Below are 17,358 nucleotides of genomic sequence, written 5' to 3' on the forward strand. Positions count from 1 at the left end.
TAATCCTATCTTTCAGCGTCTTAGTCAATAATGAGCAAAAGAGGTTATGTAACGTAAGCTACTGCTGTAAAGAAGATGAAGACGTATCAACCTGCTCGCCACGACGCAAACAGTCAAACTTGAATTTTAGTGTTTGAAATGGACGCCGCCATACCAATTTAGGCAGAGCCCAACGCGACACATGGTTGAAATGTAAGCGTTTTGCCGGTTGATAGCAGTTGCTCTTACACTGGCTACAGTTAGGCTTTTCATTGCCAAGACGACATTTTTGTACGCGGTGTTCGACATATTCAATTAACCCTTCGCATTCAGGGCACATGATGGCACCACGGTGCAGCGTTTTACAATAAAGGCGAATCATCGCCTTTGCGGTATCCAACTCACGCTGCTGTCGAGCTGGACCAGAAGTTTGAACGATCATAGTGTCGCTATTATCCACTGCCGTGACTGCATTTATATGATCTCGATCAATTCAGGCTGGCGAACCAAACAATCACCAGTCTAAAACGAACTTAACTAGCACAATAACCTGTTCTTCGGCATTTCGCTCGAGTTCTAAGCACCGATCGCCGTTTTAGCAAGATAAGCCTCAGCTTTGGCAATCGTCAGGTCCAATACCCGCTCTATTTCTCGGCACTCTTCGACGGATACTGGCTCATTGTGTTTGAATTTCGTCTCTGCCGCACCGCAGCAACTTTGCAGCGGTTGCGCGCTCAAATTTGCCGCCACGCCCTTCAATGCATGGACAATATTCAGTGCATGAGCTTGCTGTCCCGGCTCTGACACTGCCGCAACCAACACCTGCCCCTTACCTACATTATCCTCAATGAAGATCTCCAGCAACATACACACCGTCTCTTCGTCACCGTCCATTGCTTCACGCAGTGCGTTGACATCTAACCAACTGTCTGACTCTGCCCCCTTATCAGGGCCCTTTTCCTGAACCGGCTCCGAGACTATATTTGGCTGACCTTGCAGGGGGATTTCTTGGCTGGAAGCATCTGTAGCTGATATTTCTTGGATACATGTATCTTGAACAGATACCTCTTGGGTAAGTGTATCTGTATTCTTTGGCTGTAACGCTTTGATTTTGTCACCTTCATCAAGAAAGGCTTGGATTTCCAATGCGGCAGGCGTAAAGACCAACTTTAGTAACTCACACAAATTTTCCAGCTTTTCATTATCAACCTGCGTTTTGGCTCCACGCTCAACCTGCTCGGCCAATGCATGGATCTGCTCGACGCCCAAACTGGCAGCAACCCCTTTCAGGCTATGGGATAACATCTGTACTTGATCTATATCGCCAGCTTGGAGTGCCTTTACGATTTTATGTCCATCATCAAAATGCTCATCGACAAACACCTCTAAGAGCATGATAACCATATCACGGTCGCCATCCATGGTATCAAGCAGGTAGTCACTATCGAAAATGGCCAAGGACTCAACATCGGTGGAAAGGCTCAATGTCTCAGGAGTGCTGCTGGGATGGCTCTCAAACTTGGGTTCAGCTTCGGCTTTCGGAGCAAAGCTGTCTTCATCTTTGGGCTCGAGCATAAAACTGTAACCAATACCTAACGCGGCTACCAGCGCCATAATTGAAAACACAATCAATGCGTATCCCAGCACACCAGACTGAGCGGTCCCCATATATAAACTCGGTAGTGCCGCGACAATTAACACGATACCAATCAAGCTCTTCGTTGAACTGCGGGTCTGACTGGGAAAAGACAATCTTTTGCCTAACGTTTTTTTCATGGTCACTCCTGTCCATTACAGCCCATGGCAATAAGCCACACCCTAACCAAGGCATAAAACAAATTCAAAAGTATGGAAAACTATACAAAAACTGTAGGCAAAAAAATTAGAGAGGTACAAACAAAATCAAAAATTGGCTAAAACATTAATAAAAAATGCAGCAAAAGTACGAGCAGCGAGGAAGCTGCCCGCACGATCAAGGTATTTAGCTATCGCTATTTAGCCGACGCAGCAACTGATCTTTCAGGTTTGGCGGGATCCCCTTTAAGGTCAGTGTATCGGTATCGGCATCATAGAAAATACGCTCACCCAGTAGCATACCATCAAAGTTGATGGTTACGCCGCCACCGGAACCGACGAATTTGGTCAATTTACGCATCGCCGTTCTATCAGCTGGGAAGCTTTCCTCCAGCTCATAGCCTTGCTGTGACGTGAATTGGTAGAAATCGGTGCCGTCATCAGATTCAGGTAATTCAGCAGCCAGTTCTTTGACCGTCACTTCATCGCCAGACTGCAACTGACCGTTACAGTAGTCATAAACCTGCTTGCGGTACTCCTGCTTTTCTTCTTTATCCATGCGTGAATCGGCACAGAAGTCTTCCACCGCCTGCATCAATACCTGATTTTGCTCTTTAACATCCAGGCCGACTTCAGCCTGTAGGAAGTCGAGGAAGAAGTCCGCAATCTTACGGCCAACACGCCCTTTAATGTAAGTCAGGTAACGGTTCGAGTCCGCGTCAGTTTCCCACGACGACAAATCAATGCGGGCTACGATATCCATTTTCGACACATCAAGATAATCAGTCGCACTGATATCCAACTGCTCAGTCACCTTCATGCTGTGGCAGGTAGGTAGCAGGCCGATAAAGAGGTAATCGGTAGCTAAAGATTGGTATTCCGCAATGACTAAGGTACCAGACTCTGCAAACGGATATTTCACCAATTCAGCCTGAAGTCGCTGGGCTGATTGGTTAGAAAATGTAAGAAAGTCTAACTCGCCACGACGAGACTGTTTCAACCAATGACCAAATTCGCTATCTTCAGAGAAGTGACCAAACCCTTTTGCTCCCTTACTGCTGTATACTCGATGTAACTCGGATACCAGTTCCTCAGTCGCGGTGTTATTATCAAGGGATTGTTTTCTAAGATGAATTTCCAATTCATCGTTTTCATTCTTGACTAATTGATGAAGAATGACGTTGGAAAGTGTGAGGCTCATAATGGAAAAATTTCAGTTAATCTAAAGTGTAGGTTATTATAAGTCGCTTTCCTTAACATTAAACAAGATTAAACAAGACTTCCTATGCCAATTACTTCAAAATACACCAATAAAAAAGTTGAACAAATCATTGATGATATGTTCGATGTATTAGAGAAGCATGATGCTTCTGCAGAACTCGCTCTGATGATCGTGGGCAACATTGCGACTAACATCATCAATGCCGATGTTCCTGCATCGCAAAGGAAAGCAATTGCAGAAAAATTTGCACACGCTCTACAGTCTTCAATCAAAGAAGACTAATCTTGTTTGCTGTGCCACAGCTATATAGGACTGGGAAACACTGACATCTATGGTCTCCAGCGGTAACAATTACAAAGACAAAGTCTCTCAGCTTATCAGCTGGGGACACTGGTTCAGTTTTTTCAATATTATCGCTGCCATGCTGTTGGGATCGCGGTATATTGCCCATTCCGAGTGGCCAGCGTCTCTGGTTGGCCAATTTTACCTGCTGCTTAGCTGGGTTGGCCATTTTGGCTTTTTAGTATTTGGCTTTTACATCCTGATACTCTTCCCTGCCAGTTTCCTAATCCCATCGCAACGCTTGATGCGGCTTTTTGCCGTGTTGGTGGCCACCACTGGCCTGACTGCATTGCTGCTCGACACCCATGCCTACGAAACGCTAGAGCTTCACTTGAGTCCTCTGGTCTGGGATCTGCTGCTAAGCGGAGAACGAACCGAGCTCAATGCCCGCTGGCAATATCTGTTTATTACCGTACCGGTGATATTCCTGCTCCAACTCGTGCTTTCTGAGTGGCTGTGGCGCAAACTCAGAAAACTTACCCGCAAACATGTTGGGGTACCTATCGCAACGGTCTTTGGGATCTGCTTTATCAGCAGTCATTTGCTGTACATCTGGGCGGATGCCAATTTGTACCGTCCCATTACCGCGCAGCGATCTAATTTCCCGCTGTCCTACCCAATGACAGCGAAAACCTTCATGGAAAAGCATGGCCTGCTTGACCGTGAAGAATATGCCGAACGCCTCAATGCCCAAGGGGTGGAAACCAGTGAACAGCTGCGCTATCCCCTGCAAAAAATGGCATTCAACGACCCAGGCACAGGCAAAAACCTGCTAGTCATAGTGATTGATGGGCTGCGAAGCGATATGGTCGAAGCAGAAACTATGCCTTACCTGTCGGCTTTTGCCACCCAAAATATCGATTTCGAGAACCACTACAGCAGTAGCAACGAAAATACGGCAGGTATTTTTGGCCTGTTTTACGGTTTGCCAAGCAGTTATATCAACAGTGCCCGCTCGAGCAATACCAAACCACTGCTCATCAGCACACTTGAAAAACGCGGATACCAATTCGGCTTGTTCGGTGGCGATAATCTCAGTCAAGATCCGATTTATACCGAAGCGATCTTCAACGGCCTTGCGCTGGAGGAAATAACCGGCACCAGTCAAGATGCAGAAGCGGTGGATAACTGGGCTTCATGGCTTGAGTCTGAAAAGACCAATTCGCCATGGTTTAGCTATATCGAGCTAACCTCAGTACAAAACTTTGAGGAAGGCGGTGATTACTCACCAAAATTTGAACCGTCTTTGGGCTCAAATAATGTCTCGGGCCAAAACACGAATTTGATATTGAAAAACAGCTACCGTAACGCAGCCCACTTTATTGATGAGCAGCTGATCCGTATTTTTGACCAGTTGGTCAGCCAGCAACTAATGGATGACACCATTGTCATCATTACGGCCAATCACGGAACGGAATTCAACGAAACCGGTAGCAATAGCTGGGGTGCCAACAGTAACTACAGCCAATACCAATTAAAAGTGCCACTCGTGATCCATTGGCCAGGCAGTGTCTCATCAGTAAGCGATAGGCTAACCAGCCACCTCGATATCGCGCCAACGCTGATGGAGTCGCTTCTAAATACCACCACGCCTGCGACTGCCTACAGCAGTGGGAACAGCTTGTTTAGCAATTCGACCAAGCGTCGCTGGATTTTGGCAGGTAATGAGAAAGATATCGTGATGATCCAGCCTGAGTCCACCACCGTGATCGATAAATACGGTAACTACCTGGTGTATAATCAAGACTATAAGCGGTTGGATTCAGCTAAGCCTAAACTCTCCACACTGATGCAAGCAATGCACGAGATGAAACGCTTTTACAAAACTGACTAATCACAGATCAACAAATGAAGAGGGCAGCCATTGGCTGCCCTTTTTGGTATTCGCGGTTGTTAGCAATTCATACCGATCTGGATAATACCAATCTGGATAAGTAGTTGATCAAGTATTTATGTAGGTTGGTATCATTATAAGTAATCGTTATTGTCGGCATAGCATTGCTCGTAGCCATCCTGCCAGCCATAAGCATATTTAACCTCGACCTCCATTCTTTCGGGATCTTGGCGAAACCCCTCCAAATGCGTCGCCGGTTCATTCGTGCGGCTATAACACCCATCTTGGTAGCCATCAAGATATGGCCGGGTAAAGCCCAATTCGGATAACCTTTCATGCCGGGTATCTGCACAGCCGACAAGTATCGAGACAATGAAAGCGATACCCACATACTTTGGTGAATAAGTCATAAACATCCGTATATGAATATAAACACCTAAAATGTAGCGGAGCATACCTTTCTGGCCTGTCTTAGATCCGATACTTCCGCTATCTTATATCTCAAAGCAGTGTATTAAGGACAATAACATGAGTAAGACCGTCTTAATAACCGGGGCAAACCGTGGTGTGGGATTGGCACTCACCGTGGCCTACCTAGAGGCTGGCTGGCAGGTGTATGCCTGCTGCCGTGACATTGCCAGCGCAAGTGAGCTGACCCGCAGGCAAAACATATTTCCTCACCTAACCATCGTAGAGCTGGATGTCACCGACCATGAAGCGATTTTGCACCTAGCGCAATCAATGGAAGCCACTAACCTGGATCTCCTTATTAATAACGCCGGTTATTACGGCCCCAAAGGATACGGCTTTGGTAACACCGATGCCGATGAATGGCGGAAAGTGTTTGAAATCAATACGATTTCACCATTAAAAATTACCGAGGCTTTTTATCCCCAACTCAAACAAGGCTCGCCCGGTGTCATTGCTTGTCTCTCCTCAAAAGTTGGCAGCATGGCCGAAAATACCAGTGGCGGGGGCTATATCTACCGCTCCTCCAAGGCTGCACTCAACTCTGTGGTCAAGAGCCTGTCCAACGATCTGTTACCTGAAGGTATTATTGCGGTTGCCCTTCATCCAGGCTGGGTACAAACCGAAATGGGCGGACCCAATGCCAAAATATCTGCACCCATAGCTGCAAAAGGGATCAAGCAGGTTATAGACAACCTAACTGTAGCCGACTCTGGATTATTTATGGACTACCAAGGTAACTATTTACCATGGTAAGACTTAGGGTCGCTTAGCCCCACATCTACTCTCCGATAAGGCTTAAACCTCCCTCTGGCACTCTCCATAAAGGCACGGCGTTTGACATCAGGGTTGGCTGGGGGCGCGACCGCATGCTGCTGATTAAACTTCTGATTGAAGAAGGTTTTGATGCGTTCGGCTTCGCCAACGGCTTTATTCATGCTGACTACAACCGAGGTCACTTTACCAGCTGGTCATACTCGTAATCCCACCCTCTCTGTGTTTCTATAAGAGTACAGGGAGGTGCTTATGAAAAAATGTTTATTATCAATAGGCTTAGTAGTATTAATGACAGGCTGCGTCGGCAAACCTGATACCTATTATCACTGGAATAGACATGGGTTTATAGAAAGTTATCAATTGCCCGACAGTGTGGCGGCGGTCGAAGGCTATAACATTAAAGCGACCATGAGAGTTGTCAGTGCTATGGGAGGTTTAGACATTAGGAGACAAGAAGATAGGATTTGGATATTAAAGCATAAATATCGCCAACAGTGCCAAGATATCGAAATAGTCAATGAAACGTTCATTGCTCCGCCTGAATCTTCGTTTATCGGTCGCGGCTCTTACACAATGGATGCAAAGTGTCTTTAAAAAATGGGGGCGTGATAGCCCCCTTATTGGAGATGCAAACTACGCTGCAATGCCAAGACGATTTTTCGTCTTGATGTATTTTTTGACGAACTCATCACGGACGATATCGTCCTCGGTAAACTCAATAATGCCGACATCAAACTCTTCGGCCATCATCTGTAGTTTCAAGTAAAGGCAAATCATTTCCTAGCGAGTCAAAGCAGTCCAGTGTATCTATAAGGCTTGTTCAGATAGCTATAAACTCAACTACAACACCCCCTCCGGCTTTTTTCTGCTCCTAGGGCTTCCATTCTTTACCAACACCTCTCGCTAAGCCCCATAAAGAAGCTCAAGGCTAACGGTACAGATTAAGTCAAGGATTCAGTAACGTCTAGACTCTAGGCACTATTTCCAATCTTCCTTCACAACGCTTCAGAATTAAGCGTTACCTCTAGTTAGTCGTTTCCACTAAGAGATAACCACCCGAACAACACAGGGCGACATAATGACAAGCAAAGGATCCTATGAAAAAGACAATGGCACTTGGCTTACTCGCCAGTAGTGTGTTGCTGGCCGGTTGCGGTGGGCAGTCAAACGTTAAGTTGGTCAAGGAGGGTATACTGCATGACGATCCGTCCCTGACAGTGGCACAGGCCCTCGATACCCGCAAAGTATGAGTAGCTACTAGCTGGGCTGAGAAGACGGATAACATAGGCGGGAGCTGGTTGAATAGAGCTGTACTGTCGAACGAGCTCGCTACACGCCATGAAGCAAAGCTAGTCCGCAACAAAGAAACCATCGACAGCCGTATAGAATACTGGCACGGGGAAATTAAGAAGAACCAAGGCTATGCCGCCAAATATGACAGCCAGTTAGATTTCCTTGCCACGATAACGGATGATGAAATCAACCACTTTAATACCTCCCCTTCCAATAGCGATGCCTTCCACACCATTTCTGACAAGCAGTACAACTCGGATATCCGAAACTGCATCTTACGGACAATGCCGCGCCAGACCTGTGACCGTGAGCGATGCCAACAGCGGCTTGTGAGGGAGAGCCAGCGCTATGAGGAGCAAACGGCCATCAACCAACAGCGCATTGATGATTATGGCTACCCGCTAGATGAAATGAACAGAAAACCCGGTTATCTGGTACGGCTGGGCTGGTAGAGGTGATCCAGTTTGCCATTACCCACGAAAATAGCTTCGAGGTCCATTCGACCAGCGTGGTACGAGAAGACTTTGACGGCAACTTGTATGAGACATCGATGCATACTGGGGCAGCCATCAAGCTCGCATATACCGACCAAGGTAAACATGTGCTTGATTACAAATAACCTTATCAAGCTAGCCGGCATCTTCAAGCTCAACTAGATATAACAACACCCGACAATAGCCGCGGGTTAAGAGGGGGCTGTTAATGTGTTGCAGCCCCCTCTCCTCGTTAACACTGGGCTTTGTTGGATTCGGTTTTGCTTTTGAATCAAGCGATAGCCGAAAAAGCCCTAATATTGATAGCTTTAGGTTATCAGTGTTCTAACATCAATAGATAAAACCAAATAAAAGTAATTAGCGCCTCTATAAGGTCATTTCAAATCGCGGCAAACTCAATGACAGCACCCCCGCCGACCTTATACTGCTTCTAGGACTTCCACTTTTTGGCGACGCCCCTACTCGCCTTTGGTATATGCTGCTATGCCCTTACGTATCTCCTTCATATACCGAGAGGACACCTTAACCCGCGGAATAACGTTGCTACCATTAACCGCAGGTCTCAACCTACACCGGCTTCATGTTAAGCACACTAGCCACTCAGGAAAAACAACGCTATAGCGCCCTGTAAAGCCCGCAGCTTGCCTTTTAGCACTCTCCGCACACCTATCCACACTAACAACGACAAGTCCCGCTGGGCGCTTAATAGAGCTCTTCTTGCTTTCGTTTCCGCAGCTCCCGGCAGTCTTTAACCATCTTCTTTTTCTGCTTAATACTTAGTTGGGCTGTGGTATGGGTGTTGTCCGGAAAATACCGGCGGAATAGTTTCGTGTTCTCCCTCAACTGCTTCTTGAGGGACGCCTTATGCTTTAAACCGTACGTTGCCACAAGCTTTATCCCACTGGAGTTAGCGATGTCCTTGCTGATGTAGTCAACCCACCCGAGATCGACGGGCAATGTACAGTAAACATGATCACCTTTGCGGTGCTGGTTAGCCCAATACTCGTTATCATGGTTAGGTTCCGCAGGTATAGGGCCAAACTGCTCTTCCTCAAGCATGTAGTCGACATTGTAGCCACGCTTCCTTGTCCAGGTCGGCAACACACATACTGCTTTGTTGTAGCCTTTTGAGATGCGTTTGCACCAATCCCGCAGCTGTTGCTCATCATCTTGTATCCAAGTCAGCATATGTAGGTGCCGAGATAGACGCTTAGGCTCGTCCTCAATGAACTCAAGGTCAGGCTTCGCGACCTTTCCCTTCTCAATCACCAACATAAACGCCTTGTTCCAGCCGCAGCCAGATTTATGTGAGCCACATAACCGGTCTTTGATGTAATTGGCTGCGTTTGGTGTGTTTAACGCATCAGCTATCACCTCATCACTAAGCTGAACCGTGACATGAACTGGCGTACCACGCTGCACTTTGGCTTGCTTGAAGATGTCTATTGCGTATAAACGGAAGGCTGGAGAGTAGCGGAGATACTTTGAAGGCTGGTAATAAACGTGTGTAAAGTAATGCCGGTTATTAAACTCATCTTCGTATAAGAAAACCTCTTGCGAGTGTTGCTCTAGCAGAGGAGCACTGTGAACAACCTTGTTACGGTCTGCGCTTTGTAAGGGAGTGATATAGCGTTTATTAAACTTATTAATTGTGTTACTGATCGCCCCTACTGATTCAAGATATTTAAGCTGCACCGCTAATAGCGACTCACTGCCCGCCCTTACTGGCTCTGCGCCATTCTCAATGGTTGATTTATCGCAATCCCTTTCGGGAAAATGTCCGTTTTGGGTAACTACATTCTGCATCAATTACTCCCTGTAAAGTGATACGTAACCCAACTCACCTAAAGGCCAACTCTACCTTCAGAACCTCAAGCAAGTAGCTATTGACCACATTGCCATTAACTACATCTACGCTACACCAAAAACATAAAGCAATCTATTAACAATTACCTATAAGATCTTGATTTAAAATTCTTATACTTGTACCCCATGAAGCCATATCAGACAAGAAACGTTAGAAGTGAATGCAGAGAAAACAACGCTAATGCCGAGGGGGAATTATTTTTTTAAAGTGCAAAGTAGCTCACAGAGACTTCCTGCTTTTTTGATGGGCTTGCAACCTGAAAGTCGTACGCTTACCCACCTGTTTAGCTATGAGTATAGCAATGCGGCTTAACCTACAACCATACCTAATGAGGCTGACAAACAACTTTTTGATATAGAAGATAGTGATATGTTGAAAAAATCAACCTATTACACCAAAAACTTCGGTATTGCATTGCTCACCTTAACAGGGCTACATGGTCTCCCCCGGTTGTAAACAACAGCGTCAGGTAATGGAAGGTTGGGACTGCCGCTCTACATTCGATCCGTTTACTTGTTTTGTTAACCTCCCCCCTTTGAAACCGTAATCATGAACAGGTATCAACAAACAACCGTTTAATGATACCCAAGAGTGACGGACCTACCGGTATCATAAAAATACCCCAAGCACTTTTTGATACCTGAACTATAGTGATACTACATATATGATACCAACCGAGGTCCCCTGCCATGTCCCACCGCACCTTTGCCTACTGCCGAGTCTCCACCGTCGAGCAGACCACGAAGAACCAAACCCTTGCCATCCGCAGCGCCGGCTATGCCGTCCCGGATAACCGCGTGGTGGCCGAACAGGTCTCCGGCAGTGTCCCTGCCATGCAGCGCGAGGGGTTCCGCACCCTCATCGACCACAAGCTGGAGCCGCGCGATACCCTGGTCGTGCTCAAGCTGGATCGCCTCGGGCGGGACAATATCGATGTCCAGCAGACGATAGGGACACTGGGCGAGCGGGGGATCAATGTGGTCAGCCTCGACCTCCCCGTGGCCGACTTGGCCAGCAGCGAGGGCAAGCTGATGCTGCAGATGTTCTCGGCCTTTGCCGAATTCGAGCGTAATCGTATCCGTGAGCGGACACAGGAGGGCCTCAACCGGGCCAAGGCGCAAGGCAAGAAGCTAGGGCGCCCTGTAGCAACCGGTACGACCGAAAAAGTCTTACAATGCAAGGCAGAAGGCTTATCGCAGGGCCTGACCGCTAAGCAGCTTGGATTGGGGATAGCGACAGTAAAGCGCCATTGGAACAAGCAGCCCTCGACGACGTGATGGTAAGCAAAATATGGCCACCTCAGGATAGTTAACTACCAATAGTTAACTACCAGTATTAACTCGTTTTTGGACAAAAACGCGTTAGGGTTGATTTTCGAATTTAGCAACTTCAGATAAGCTGACTTTGGGGAAACGAACCAAAGTCCAGCTAAGGCATGCCTGTCTAGTCGTTGACTGTTCAGAGGTTGACGCTACATATATTAAGTTGTGAGATGGGTATCTTCCGTTAGCGCTCAGTAAAAGATAAAGCTCTCCATCAGGACAAGCTGATGAAGAGCTCCAGCTATCGATTAAACGTCATCGAGAGAGAATGGCAAAACAGAATTTGAACCATCAAGAATTTTTAGTATCGGTGTTGGTGTGATGACCCCGTGTTCCATGGCTCTATCCAACGTGCTCTTATCAACCTCTCCCCAATTTGCTCGAGATGTTAGCCAATAGTATGACGGTGAATATAGATAAGCGTTGTCCAAGGATAAATTGTTATAAACCTCAATGTGCCACGAACCAGAAACATCTAGTAATGTCCAATTAGTCCATACATATTTTAGCTGTGATTCATTAGTTGAGTCATTGTATGTATTGACTAGTCGCGACCCAGTATCTTCAACGACTATTGCACAAGAGAAAAAGAAATCTCGCTGCTTTTTAGAACGCATTATATCAAAGTTTGTAAAGCTTCCATCCTCAAGCTTAATATGGAACTCTTGGCATTGTTCAATGTCATTTCGTACAAATAAATCGAGCACTTCTGGGTAAGATCCAGACATACCGTTCATATAACGTGAAAGCTCATACTGATAATGAGTAGTGTCATAATCAAGGCTATCCAGGGATATCTTTAATGACTCTAGAACTTCTTGCCTGTTTCTCTTCCTAACATTATCAAGATCATCATGAGAATCTAATGGAATAGAACGTATTACTGAGTGGTATTTAATCGGTGTGGCCATTTGATCATTAACAGTAGTTGCTGCACCAGAAAGCAGGCTGCTACCTATACTCGCACCGCTTAACAAACTCATTGCGGTGAATGTACCACTAGTAATGTTACTGCGGCGAGCCAATCGGTTATGATAGTCACCGGTAAACTCATCGAGGTTATTTGGGTTCTTAGGCTCGATGTTGTAGGCCTTCATCATGATATTCATAGCCTTGCTATGCTCAGTAGAATGAGTATGCGAAAACTGGTTTGAGTATAAAAGCTCATCATGACTTTGTGTGCTTGCACAGCCAACTAAAATAGTTGACGCTACTGTAATAGCAAATAATCCCTTACTCATCATATACTTCCGTGTATTCTTAGTGATCAAAAATGACAGCTATGCTTATACAGGCATAACAAGCGGTAAGCCATTGAGTTATTGTAACTATTTGTAGATTTCTAAGGTGAATCACTTGTTTTGAGTAGCAGAACAAGAGTTTTTCATGGGATCTAAAGCATAAGAAGTTATTATGATTAGCCTCAATATTCGTAACAAAGTTAGGGGCAGAAGTTTGCCAGGATGAGTCCTGGCACGAAGCTGGACAATTCTGTGTCAGGAATTTTGCTAATTTAGAAAGTTATTGATTAGGTTTGATATGGCAAAGTGGTGTCGCCATACCAAGCCAATACATCTCTGTATAAACACACAGACCAATACCGAAATGTGCTGTATTAAGGTTGATTTTCACCCGACTTATCTCGACGACGGAACCCTAAAAGAACAGCAGCATAAATTATCATGCCTACAGATAAGAAGTTAATTGCAAAACCTCGTCTCTCTGCAGGTGGTGTGTACCTATCCCCCTCATAATAAGAAAAGAACATTGATAAGCCTGTCGTGAAGTTATAGTTAAATTCTGGGCTGAACACCCTTACAACTTGAATTAGAAAGAAGATAATAAACAACCAAAGTCCAACTGTTTTTCTTTTAAAAGTAAAGTAACATGCGACGATACCAAACATTAAATATAGTAAGTATATTGGGTTAATAATACCGAACTGCCAGAAATAACTCACTGAATTGGAAAGACCAAGTACTATTAGAATAAATGAGAACAATGTAAATGTACTCTCGGTAAACTTCATCTTGCTAATCTCCCTTTAGCTATCGCCTCTTATTAAGGTGAGAGACAAGCAACAACTAAGCCTCTGAATACCAACAAAAAGACAAACCAGAAATATGATGAAAGTGCAATGCGTTTATTGCCCAATTGAGACACTTGTTAACTAGCACTTTCTAGTGTTCTAAAAACATCCATTCATCATCCATACCCTGCATTAATATGAAGTTATGTCCAACAAAATTAGTATCATGAGTTGGGTTTGGAATAAGGTATTTCTTGGCGTGAATACCTGCATATTTCATCCCCTCCTTTTCAACAATAGGTTTAAACTTTTCCCAAATAAGATCTGCTTTTCTTTTCAACTCTGCGAGTTCTAAAGTGTCAGTACGATAATTAATAATTAAAATCCATGCTTTAGTCTCTGTAGCCCAAACTTTAGCTAAGCCTTCGATTTGTACTACCTCAGAGTTCGATAAAATCATTGGCTTTGTTTGCTCTCTAAAGCCTAACCTCATAACTTCGTCTTTAGTTGCAGAGTAACTTACTACAGATACCAACATCAACAACAAGGTAATTGTATACTTATATGCAGCCTTCACTTGACTCCCCTTTCCAAGTGACAATTTTCAAATTATCACATCAAATTTACTCAAAGAATTGTGGCATAGCTAACTAAATGTAAGTAATTTTTCGTGTGAATACTGTGTGATATGTTGAAGAAATCAACATATCGTCACCATCTTTATCAAAAGGTCTTCTGAAGCAATAAGCTTGTATGGACAGGCTCAGCATTCTAATGAGTCATAAATTTAGCAAGTGGTAAATTCAAGAAAAAGTACTCCCATTGAAAATCTGCTAACAAACTTTGGGGCATAAGTGAGCTTAACCGAACGATCAAGTTCACATGAAAACAAAAAGCCCTACAAGAGGGCTTTCACAGGTTATCTGTAATATTGCTTCCGTCGCTTAGAATTATGCTTCCAGCATCTGGCTAGCTCATAGACATCCGAGCGGTAGTCATCCCACGGGTTCGCTAATGCCCTCCCCCTCGCTGCTCTGAGCTTGATGGGATAGCCTTTGCATTCCACTTGGTGCAAGAAGTAGTAGCTTTGCTCCTGCTTGGTTGAGAAATGCTTGAATATCCGGTTTCGGACTCTCGGGTACAGTGCCCACCCCGAATTATATCGGCTATTGTACTCTTGACGACCATGGTACTGCCTTTTTAACTTTTTCATTTACCCTCCAGGTTTACATTACCTAGAAGGGGTCCTCAGCGAAGTAATTCAATATAAGTTTCCACTTACTATAAGGGAATTTCATGCATTAAAAGTATACGGCATCTTGCGAACCTAGCAGCATGTAGTCTGTTCGTAAACATTTGCTCGTGCTTGATTTATCTTTTTCTCCAGAGCTATCCCTCTCTCAACCTCCTTGCCATACAGCGTAATCCAGCCCCTAACCGTACTTTCGGCAAATCCAACTTGCCTTGCAAATGCAGCTTTTGATAACTCACCGTCCATAACTATGAAATCTCTAACACACTGTTTTTTTGTATCCTCTGAAAACCGTTGTCCCATTGCTATTTCTTCAGTTAATAACCATACAATGAAGACTAGCATCGACGTTACCACATATCAATAAGCCATTGTTTTATAAGCATTACTTATACTTTAACAAATTTTACAACTCCCTTACAGCAACATTAGCAGTTAACCCCCCTACTTCCAGGTAGGGAGTTGAACCCGCGTCCAAAAAAATACTAGGGACTCGTCGATGGGAAGATGGAACTGTGTATCCGGCGGCTTGCACTACCCGCCCGGGCAGATAGACTGAGGATAGGAGGGGTCACCAACGGGTGTCACGCCCTCTGCGGAGCTTGCACGGCGCTACCGCGTTGATTGCAAGGCATTTTTATATGATTAGTCACGCACCGAGCCAGCTCCACCCATCAATTATATGGAGCTTTACACCCGCTATGAAGCACGTATGTTCCGCACTTAAGTCATCTCACGTGTTTCAACCGTTATAAACCTTTCCTTTTGTTAGCTTCTCCTCCTGATATGGGTCATACCGTTTATTTGATGATTCAAAGCTTACGGAATATGGTTCAAAGCCATCATTAAACACAAGCTTCGCCACAAAACTCCTTTTATGCCCTTTCGCCGATACCGGCCAAACCTTTATCTCATTAACAGCCCGTTGCATTAATTCTCGCACCTCTAACCTTGCTTCATAGTTCGAGGTGTCAAGTGCGTCATCGGCTACTTTTTTCCATCGTTCACTGAGATCACCATCTACCTTAGCAACATTAATTTGCGCTAATGCCAATTTACCTTCTAGCTCTTTCTTGGTCGCTTTACACTCATTGAGCTTCAGGCTTATCTGCGCAATATCACCGCTCAAGCTTGCTAACTCAACTAGGCGTTCAATTTTGCTCTCCGTGTCGGCTATTTGCTTGCTCAAAGTATGTATTTCATCATCCTTAGGCTTATTAACGCGGAACTTACTCATTCTCAGACGACTATGTATCAGGATTTCCCTTTCAAGGTGGGCACCAGCACAAGTCCAACCTTTACAGTTTGTTTTCCTATGAGTTTTCCCTAAGCAGTTATAGGTTATGTTGCCATGCCGATTTCGGTAACTACCAATCGGTGCCCCACAAAGCGCACACCTAGCCACTCCAATACCTGTGATGAAGTTTGCATGCTTATCTGAGCCTCTTGGCCTTTTACGGGACTGCCTAGCATCAACTAACCGGAAGTACTCCATTTCAGAAAGCACTGGTGGATAGTAATTAGCAAGGGTGTGTTCCTGCCCATCGATGGTGATCGCTCGTTCTCCTATCAACGAGCGGTTTTGGTGAATCTTAGTAATACTGGCATACGTCCACCCCTCACTCTTTTTATTCTTTCGAGTGGCTGGTGGCGGAAAATTGGCATTAAGATAATCGAGAATACGCCCAGTGCCATAGCCGTCGAGAATCATCATGCATACATGTTTGGCGACATCGAAGTAAACTTCATGCTCTTTGACCTCACGAGTTACCGGGTCAACTAAACACCACCAAACATGTGTTCCAACCGATTGAATTGCGTATGCCAGACCATTTTCAGAACGCCCCCCCTTCTGATGCTCTGCAATTAGCTTTAAAGCATTTCCTTTCGTTCGGTTGGATTTATGCAGGCTCTCATTATGAGCGCGCTCAAGGTAGACCATACTAAGCAATATATCGGTAAAGTCAGAATTACCCTCGCCATAAAGCTTGTCATCAATGGCTGAATAAACCCGGATACCGCTTTCAATCAGCTTTAAAAACAAGCTCTGGGCTGCAACAATATTTTGCCGAGACAATCGATCTAGGCTAAACAAAGCCAATATTGAACCAGGCTTCACCTGCCCTGTTTTCACTCCATCAATGAAACGCCCGAGTGCACCATCAAGATGCTCACCGTGGTATGCTGACTTACCATCATCAACAAAGCTTTCACTCGATATAGGCAAATCGTACTTTTGAGATAGCTCTTCGAGTTTAATGGCTTCTTTTTGGTGCGCTAAGCCTGTTCCCTTTTTTTGCTTAACGCTCGATATACGACTGTAGCTGTAAATCATTGGCATCCTTAATACTCCTTTGGATGATCCATTTGCAGCCACTATATATCACTAGGTGCATACTTCCTAACGTTTGGCGGACCCAATGCCCTAATCGATACTCAGGCATCCGCCGCAGGTCTGAAAAAAGTCATCGATAACCTCACCCCATCCGATTCGGGTTTGTTTATGGATTATCAGGGTAACTATTTGCCGTGGTAAAAGTCGATATTAATTTGCCAAATTAATAATAGAGATTGGGTTTTAACTATTCTGTTAGTACCTTTAATTAATATTATCCGGGAGTCCGAGCGACTTGCTGCTGATTAGCCTACTGATAGAGGTAGGCTTTGATGTACGGGCTAACAATG

General features: G+C 45.0%; 20 protein-coding genes and 1 pseudogene. 9 read left to right on the top strand and 12 right to left on the bottom strand.

The window, feature by feature from the left end; translation table 11 throughout:
• Positions 1-58 precede the first annotated feature (58 nt).
• The 3 genes from ACVA53_RS07160 to yejK all read right to left on the bottom strand — a co-directional run bounded on the left by ACVA53_RS07160 (position 59) and on the right by yejK (position 2,974).
• A complete protein-coding gene (locus ACVA53_RS07160; protein WP_255042010.1) occupies positions 59-421 on the bottom strand; it encodes a nitrous oxide-stimulated promoter family protein in 363 nt (120 codons plus the stop codon).
• A gap of 134 nt (positions 422-555) precedes the next feature.
• Entirely contained in the window at positions 556-1,755 is a 1,200-nt protein-coding gene (locus tag ACVA53_RS07165) for an Hpt domain-containing protein (RefSeq protein ID WP_446504796.1), read from the bottom strand.
• Positions 1,756-1,960: 205 nt separating this feature from the next.
• On the bottom strand, positions 1,961-2,974 hold the full coding sequence (gene yejK, locus ACVA53_RS07170; RefSeq protein WP_446504797.1) for a nucleoid-associated protein YejK: 1,014 nt from the start codon (positions 2,972-2,974) through the stop codon (positions 1,961-1,963).
• An 84-nt stretch (positions 2,975-3,058) separates the two neighbouring features.
• On the opposite strand from yejK, the gene ACVA53_RS07175 reads away from it, so the two are divergent.
• Both ACVA53_RS07175 and ACVA53_RS07180 read left to right on the top strand, forming a co-directional pair.
• The gene (locus ACVA53_RS07175; protein WP_107350142.1) at positions 3,059-3,277 is read left to right on the top strand and encodes a DUF1414 domain-containing protein; all 219 of its coding nucleotides are present in this window, start codon (positions 3,059-3,061) and stop codon (positions 3,275-3,277) included.
• Between the two features lie 49 nt (positions 3,278-3,326).
• Entirely contained in the window at positions 3,327-5,171 is a 1,845-nt protein-coding gene (locus ACVA53_RS07180) for a DUF3413 domain-containing protein (protein WP_255042006.1), read from the top strand.
• A gap of 134 nt (positions 5,172-5,305) precedes the next feature.
• Here the strand turns inward: ACVA53_RS07180 and ACVA53_RS07185 are convergent, their stop codons facing one another.
• Entirely contained in the window at positions 5,306-5,581 is a 276-nt protein-coding gene (locus ACVA53_RS07185) for a hypothetical protein (protein WP_446504798.1), read from the bottom strand.
• 118 nt (positions 5,582-5,699) lie between these two features.
• On the opposite strand from ACVA53_RS07185, the gene ACVA53_RS07190 reads away from it, so the two are divergent.
• Positions 5,700-6,395 carry an SDR family oxidoreductase gene (locus ACVA53_RS07190; RefSeq protein ID WP_446504799.1) on the top strand — a complete coding sequence of 232 codons (696 nt, stop codon included), beginning with the start codon at positions 5,700-5,702 and terminating at the stop codon, positions 6,393-6,395.
• Between the two features lie 270 nt (positions 6,396-6,665).
• The gene (locus ACVA53_RS07195) at positions 6,666-7,010 is read left to right on the top strand and encodes a hypothetical protein (RefSeq protein WP_446504800.1); all 345 of its coding nucleotides are present in this window, start codon (positions 6,666-6,668) and stop codon (positions 7,008-7,010) included.
• Between the two features lie 39 nt (positions 7,011-7,049).
• Here ACVA53_RS07195 and ACVA53_RS07200 read toward each other — a convergent pair whose 3' ends face one another.
• Positions 7,050-7,178: a hypothetical protein gene (locus ACVA53_RS07200; RefSeq protein WP_255042001.1), complete on the bottom strand. Its 129-nt coding sequence runs from the start codon at positions 7,176-7,178 to the stop codon at positions 7,050-7,052.
• Between the two features lie 335 nt (positions 7,179-7,513).
• Here ACVA53_RS07200 and ACVA53_RS07205 point away from each other — a divergent pair, with 335 nt between their 5' ends.
• The 3 genes from ACVA53_RS07205 to ACVA53_RS07215 are packed head-to-tail and all read left to right on the top strand — an operon-like array spanning position 7,514 to position 8,328.
• Entirely contained in the window at positions 7,514-7,666 is a 153-nt protein-coding gene (locus ACVA53_RS07205; protein ID WP_255045449.1) for a hypothetical protein, read from the top strand.
• 48 nt (positions 7,667-7,714) lie between these two features.
• Positions 7,715-8,161: a hypothetical protein gene (locus ACVA53_RS07210; RefSeq protein ID WP_255045451.1), complete on the top strand. Its 447-nt coding sequence runs from the start codon at positions 7,715-7,717 to the stop codon at positions 8,159-8,161.
• Positions 8,162-8,163: 2 nt separating this feature from the next.
• Positions 8,164-8,328 (top strand): hypothetical protein, encoded by a 165-nt coding sequence (locus tag ACVA53_RS07215; RefSeq protein ID WP_255045452.1) that lies wholly within the window; start codon positions 8,164-8,166, stop codon positions 8,326-8,328.
• 577 nt (positions 8,329-8,905) lie between these two features.
• On the opposite strand, the gene ACVA53_RS07220 is transcribed toward ACVA53_RS07215, so the two are convergent.
• Positions 8,906-10,009 (bottom strand): hypothetical protein, encoded by a 1,104-nt coding sequence (locus ACVA53_RS07220; protein WP_446504801.1) that lies wholly within the window; start codon positions 10,007-10,009, stop codon positions 8,906-8,908.
• A 750-nt stretch (positions 10,010-10,759) separates the two neighbouring features.
• On the opposite strand from ACVA53_RS07220, the gene ACVA53_RS07225 reads away from it, so the two are divergent.
• Positions 10,760-11,347, top strand: a complete 588-nt coding sequence (locus tag ACVA53_RS07225) for a recombinase family protein (RefSeq protein WP_446504802.1) — start codon at positions 10,760-10,762, stop codon at positions 11,345-11,347.
• Between the two features lie 293 nt (positions 11,348-11,640).
• Here the strand turns inward: ACVA53_RS07225 and ACVA53_RS07230 are convergent, their stop codons facing one another.
• The 6 genes from ACVA53_RS07230 to ACVA53_RS07255 form a co-directional block, all read right to left on the bottom strand.
• On the bottom strand, positions 11,641-12,636 hold the full coding sequence (locus ACVA53_RS07230; protein WP_446504803.1) for a hypothetical protein: 996 nt from the start codon (positions 12,634-12,636) through the stop codon (positions 11,641-11,643).
• 371 nt (positions 12,637-13,007) lie between these two features.
• Entirely contained in the window at positions 13,008-13,421 is a 414-nt protein-coding gene (locus ACVA53_RS07235) for a hypothetical protein (RefSeq protein ID WP_446504804.1), read from the bottom strand.
• 151 nt (positions 13,422-13,572) lie between these two features.
• A complete protein-coding gene (locus ACVA53_RS07240; RefSeq protein ID WP_446504805.1) occupies positions 13,573-13,998 on the bottom strand; it encodes a hypothetical protein in 426 nt (141 codons plus the stop codon).
• A 342-nt stretch (positions 13,999-14,340) separates the two neighbouring features.
• The gene (locus ACVA53_RS07245) at positions 14,341-14,634 is read right to left on the bottom strand and encodes a hypothetical protein (RefSeq protein ID WP_446504806.1); all 294 of its coding nucleotides are present in this window, start codon (positions 14,632-14,634) and stop codon (positions 14,341-14,343) included.
• A gap of 114 nt (positions 14,635-14,748) precedes the next feature.
• The gene (locus ACVA53_RS07250) at positions 14,749-15,018 is read right to left on the bottom strand and encodes a hypothetical protein (protein ID WP_446504807.1); all 270 of its coding nucleotides are present in this window, start codon (positions 15,016-15,018) and stop codon (positions 14,749-14,751) included.
• A gap of 397 nt (positions 15,019-15,415) precedes the next feature.
• Positions 15,416-17,014 carry a recombinase family protein gene (locus ACVA53_RS07255; RefSeq protein WP_446504808.1) on the bottom strand — a complete coding sequence of 533 codons (1,599 nt, stop codon included), beginning with the start codon at positions 17,012-17,014 and terminating at the stop codon, positions 15,416-15,418.
• Positions 17,015-17,083: 69 nt separating this feature from the next.
• On the opposite strand from ACVA53_RS07255, the pseudogene ACVA53_RS07260 reads away from it, so the two are divergent.
• Positions 17,084-17,209 (top strand): annotated as a pseudogene (locus tag ACVA53_RS07260) (short-chain dehydrogenase); the annotation flags it as partial.
• Positions 17,210-17,358: the final 149 nt, after the last annotated feature.

This window comes from Photobacterium sp. DNB23_23_1 (assembly GCF_052873815.1).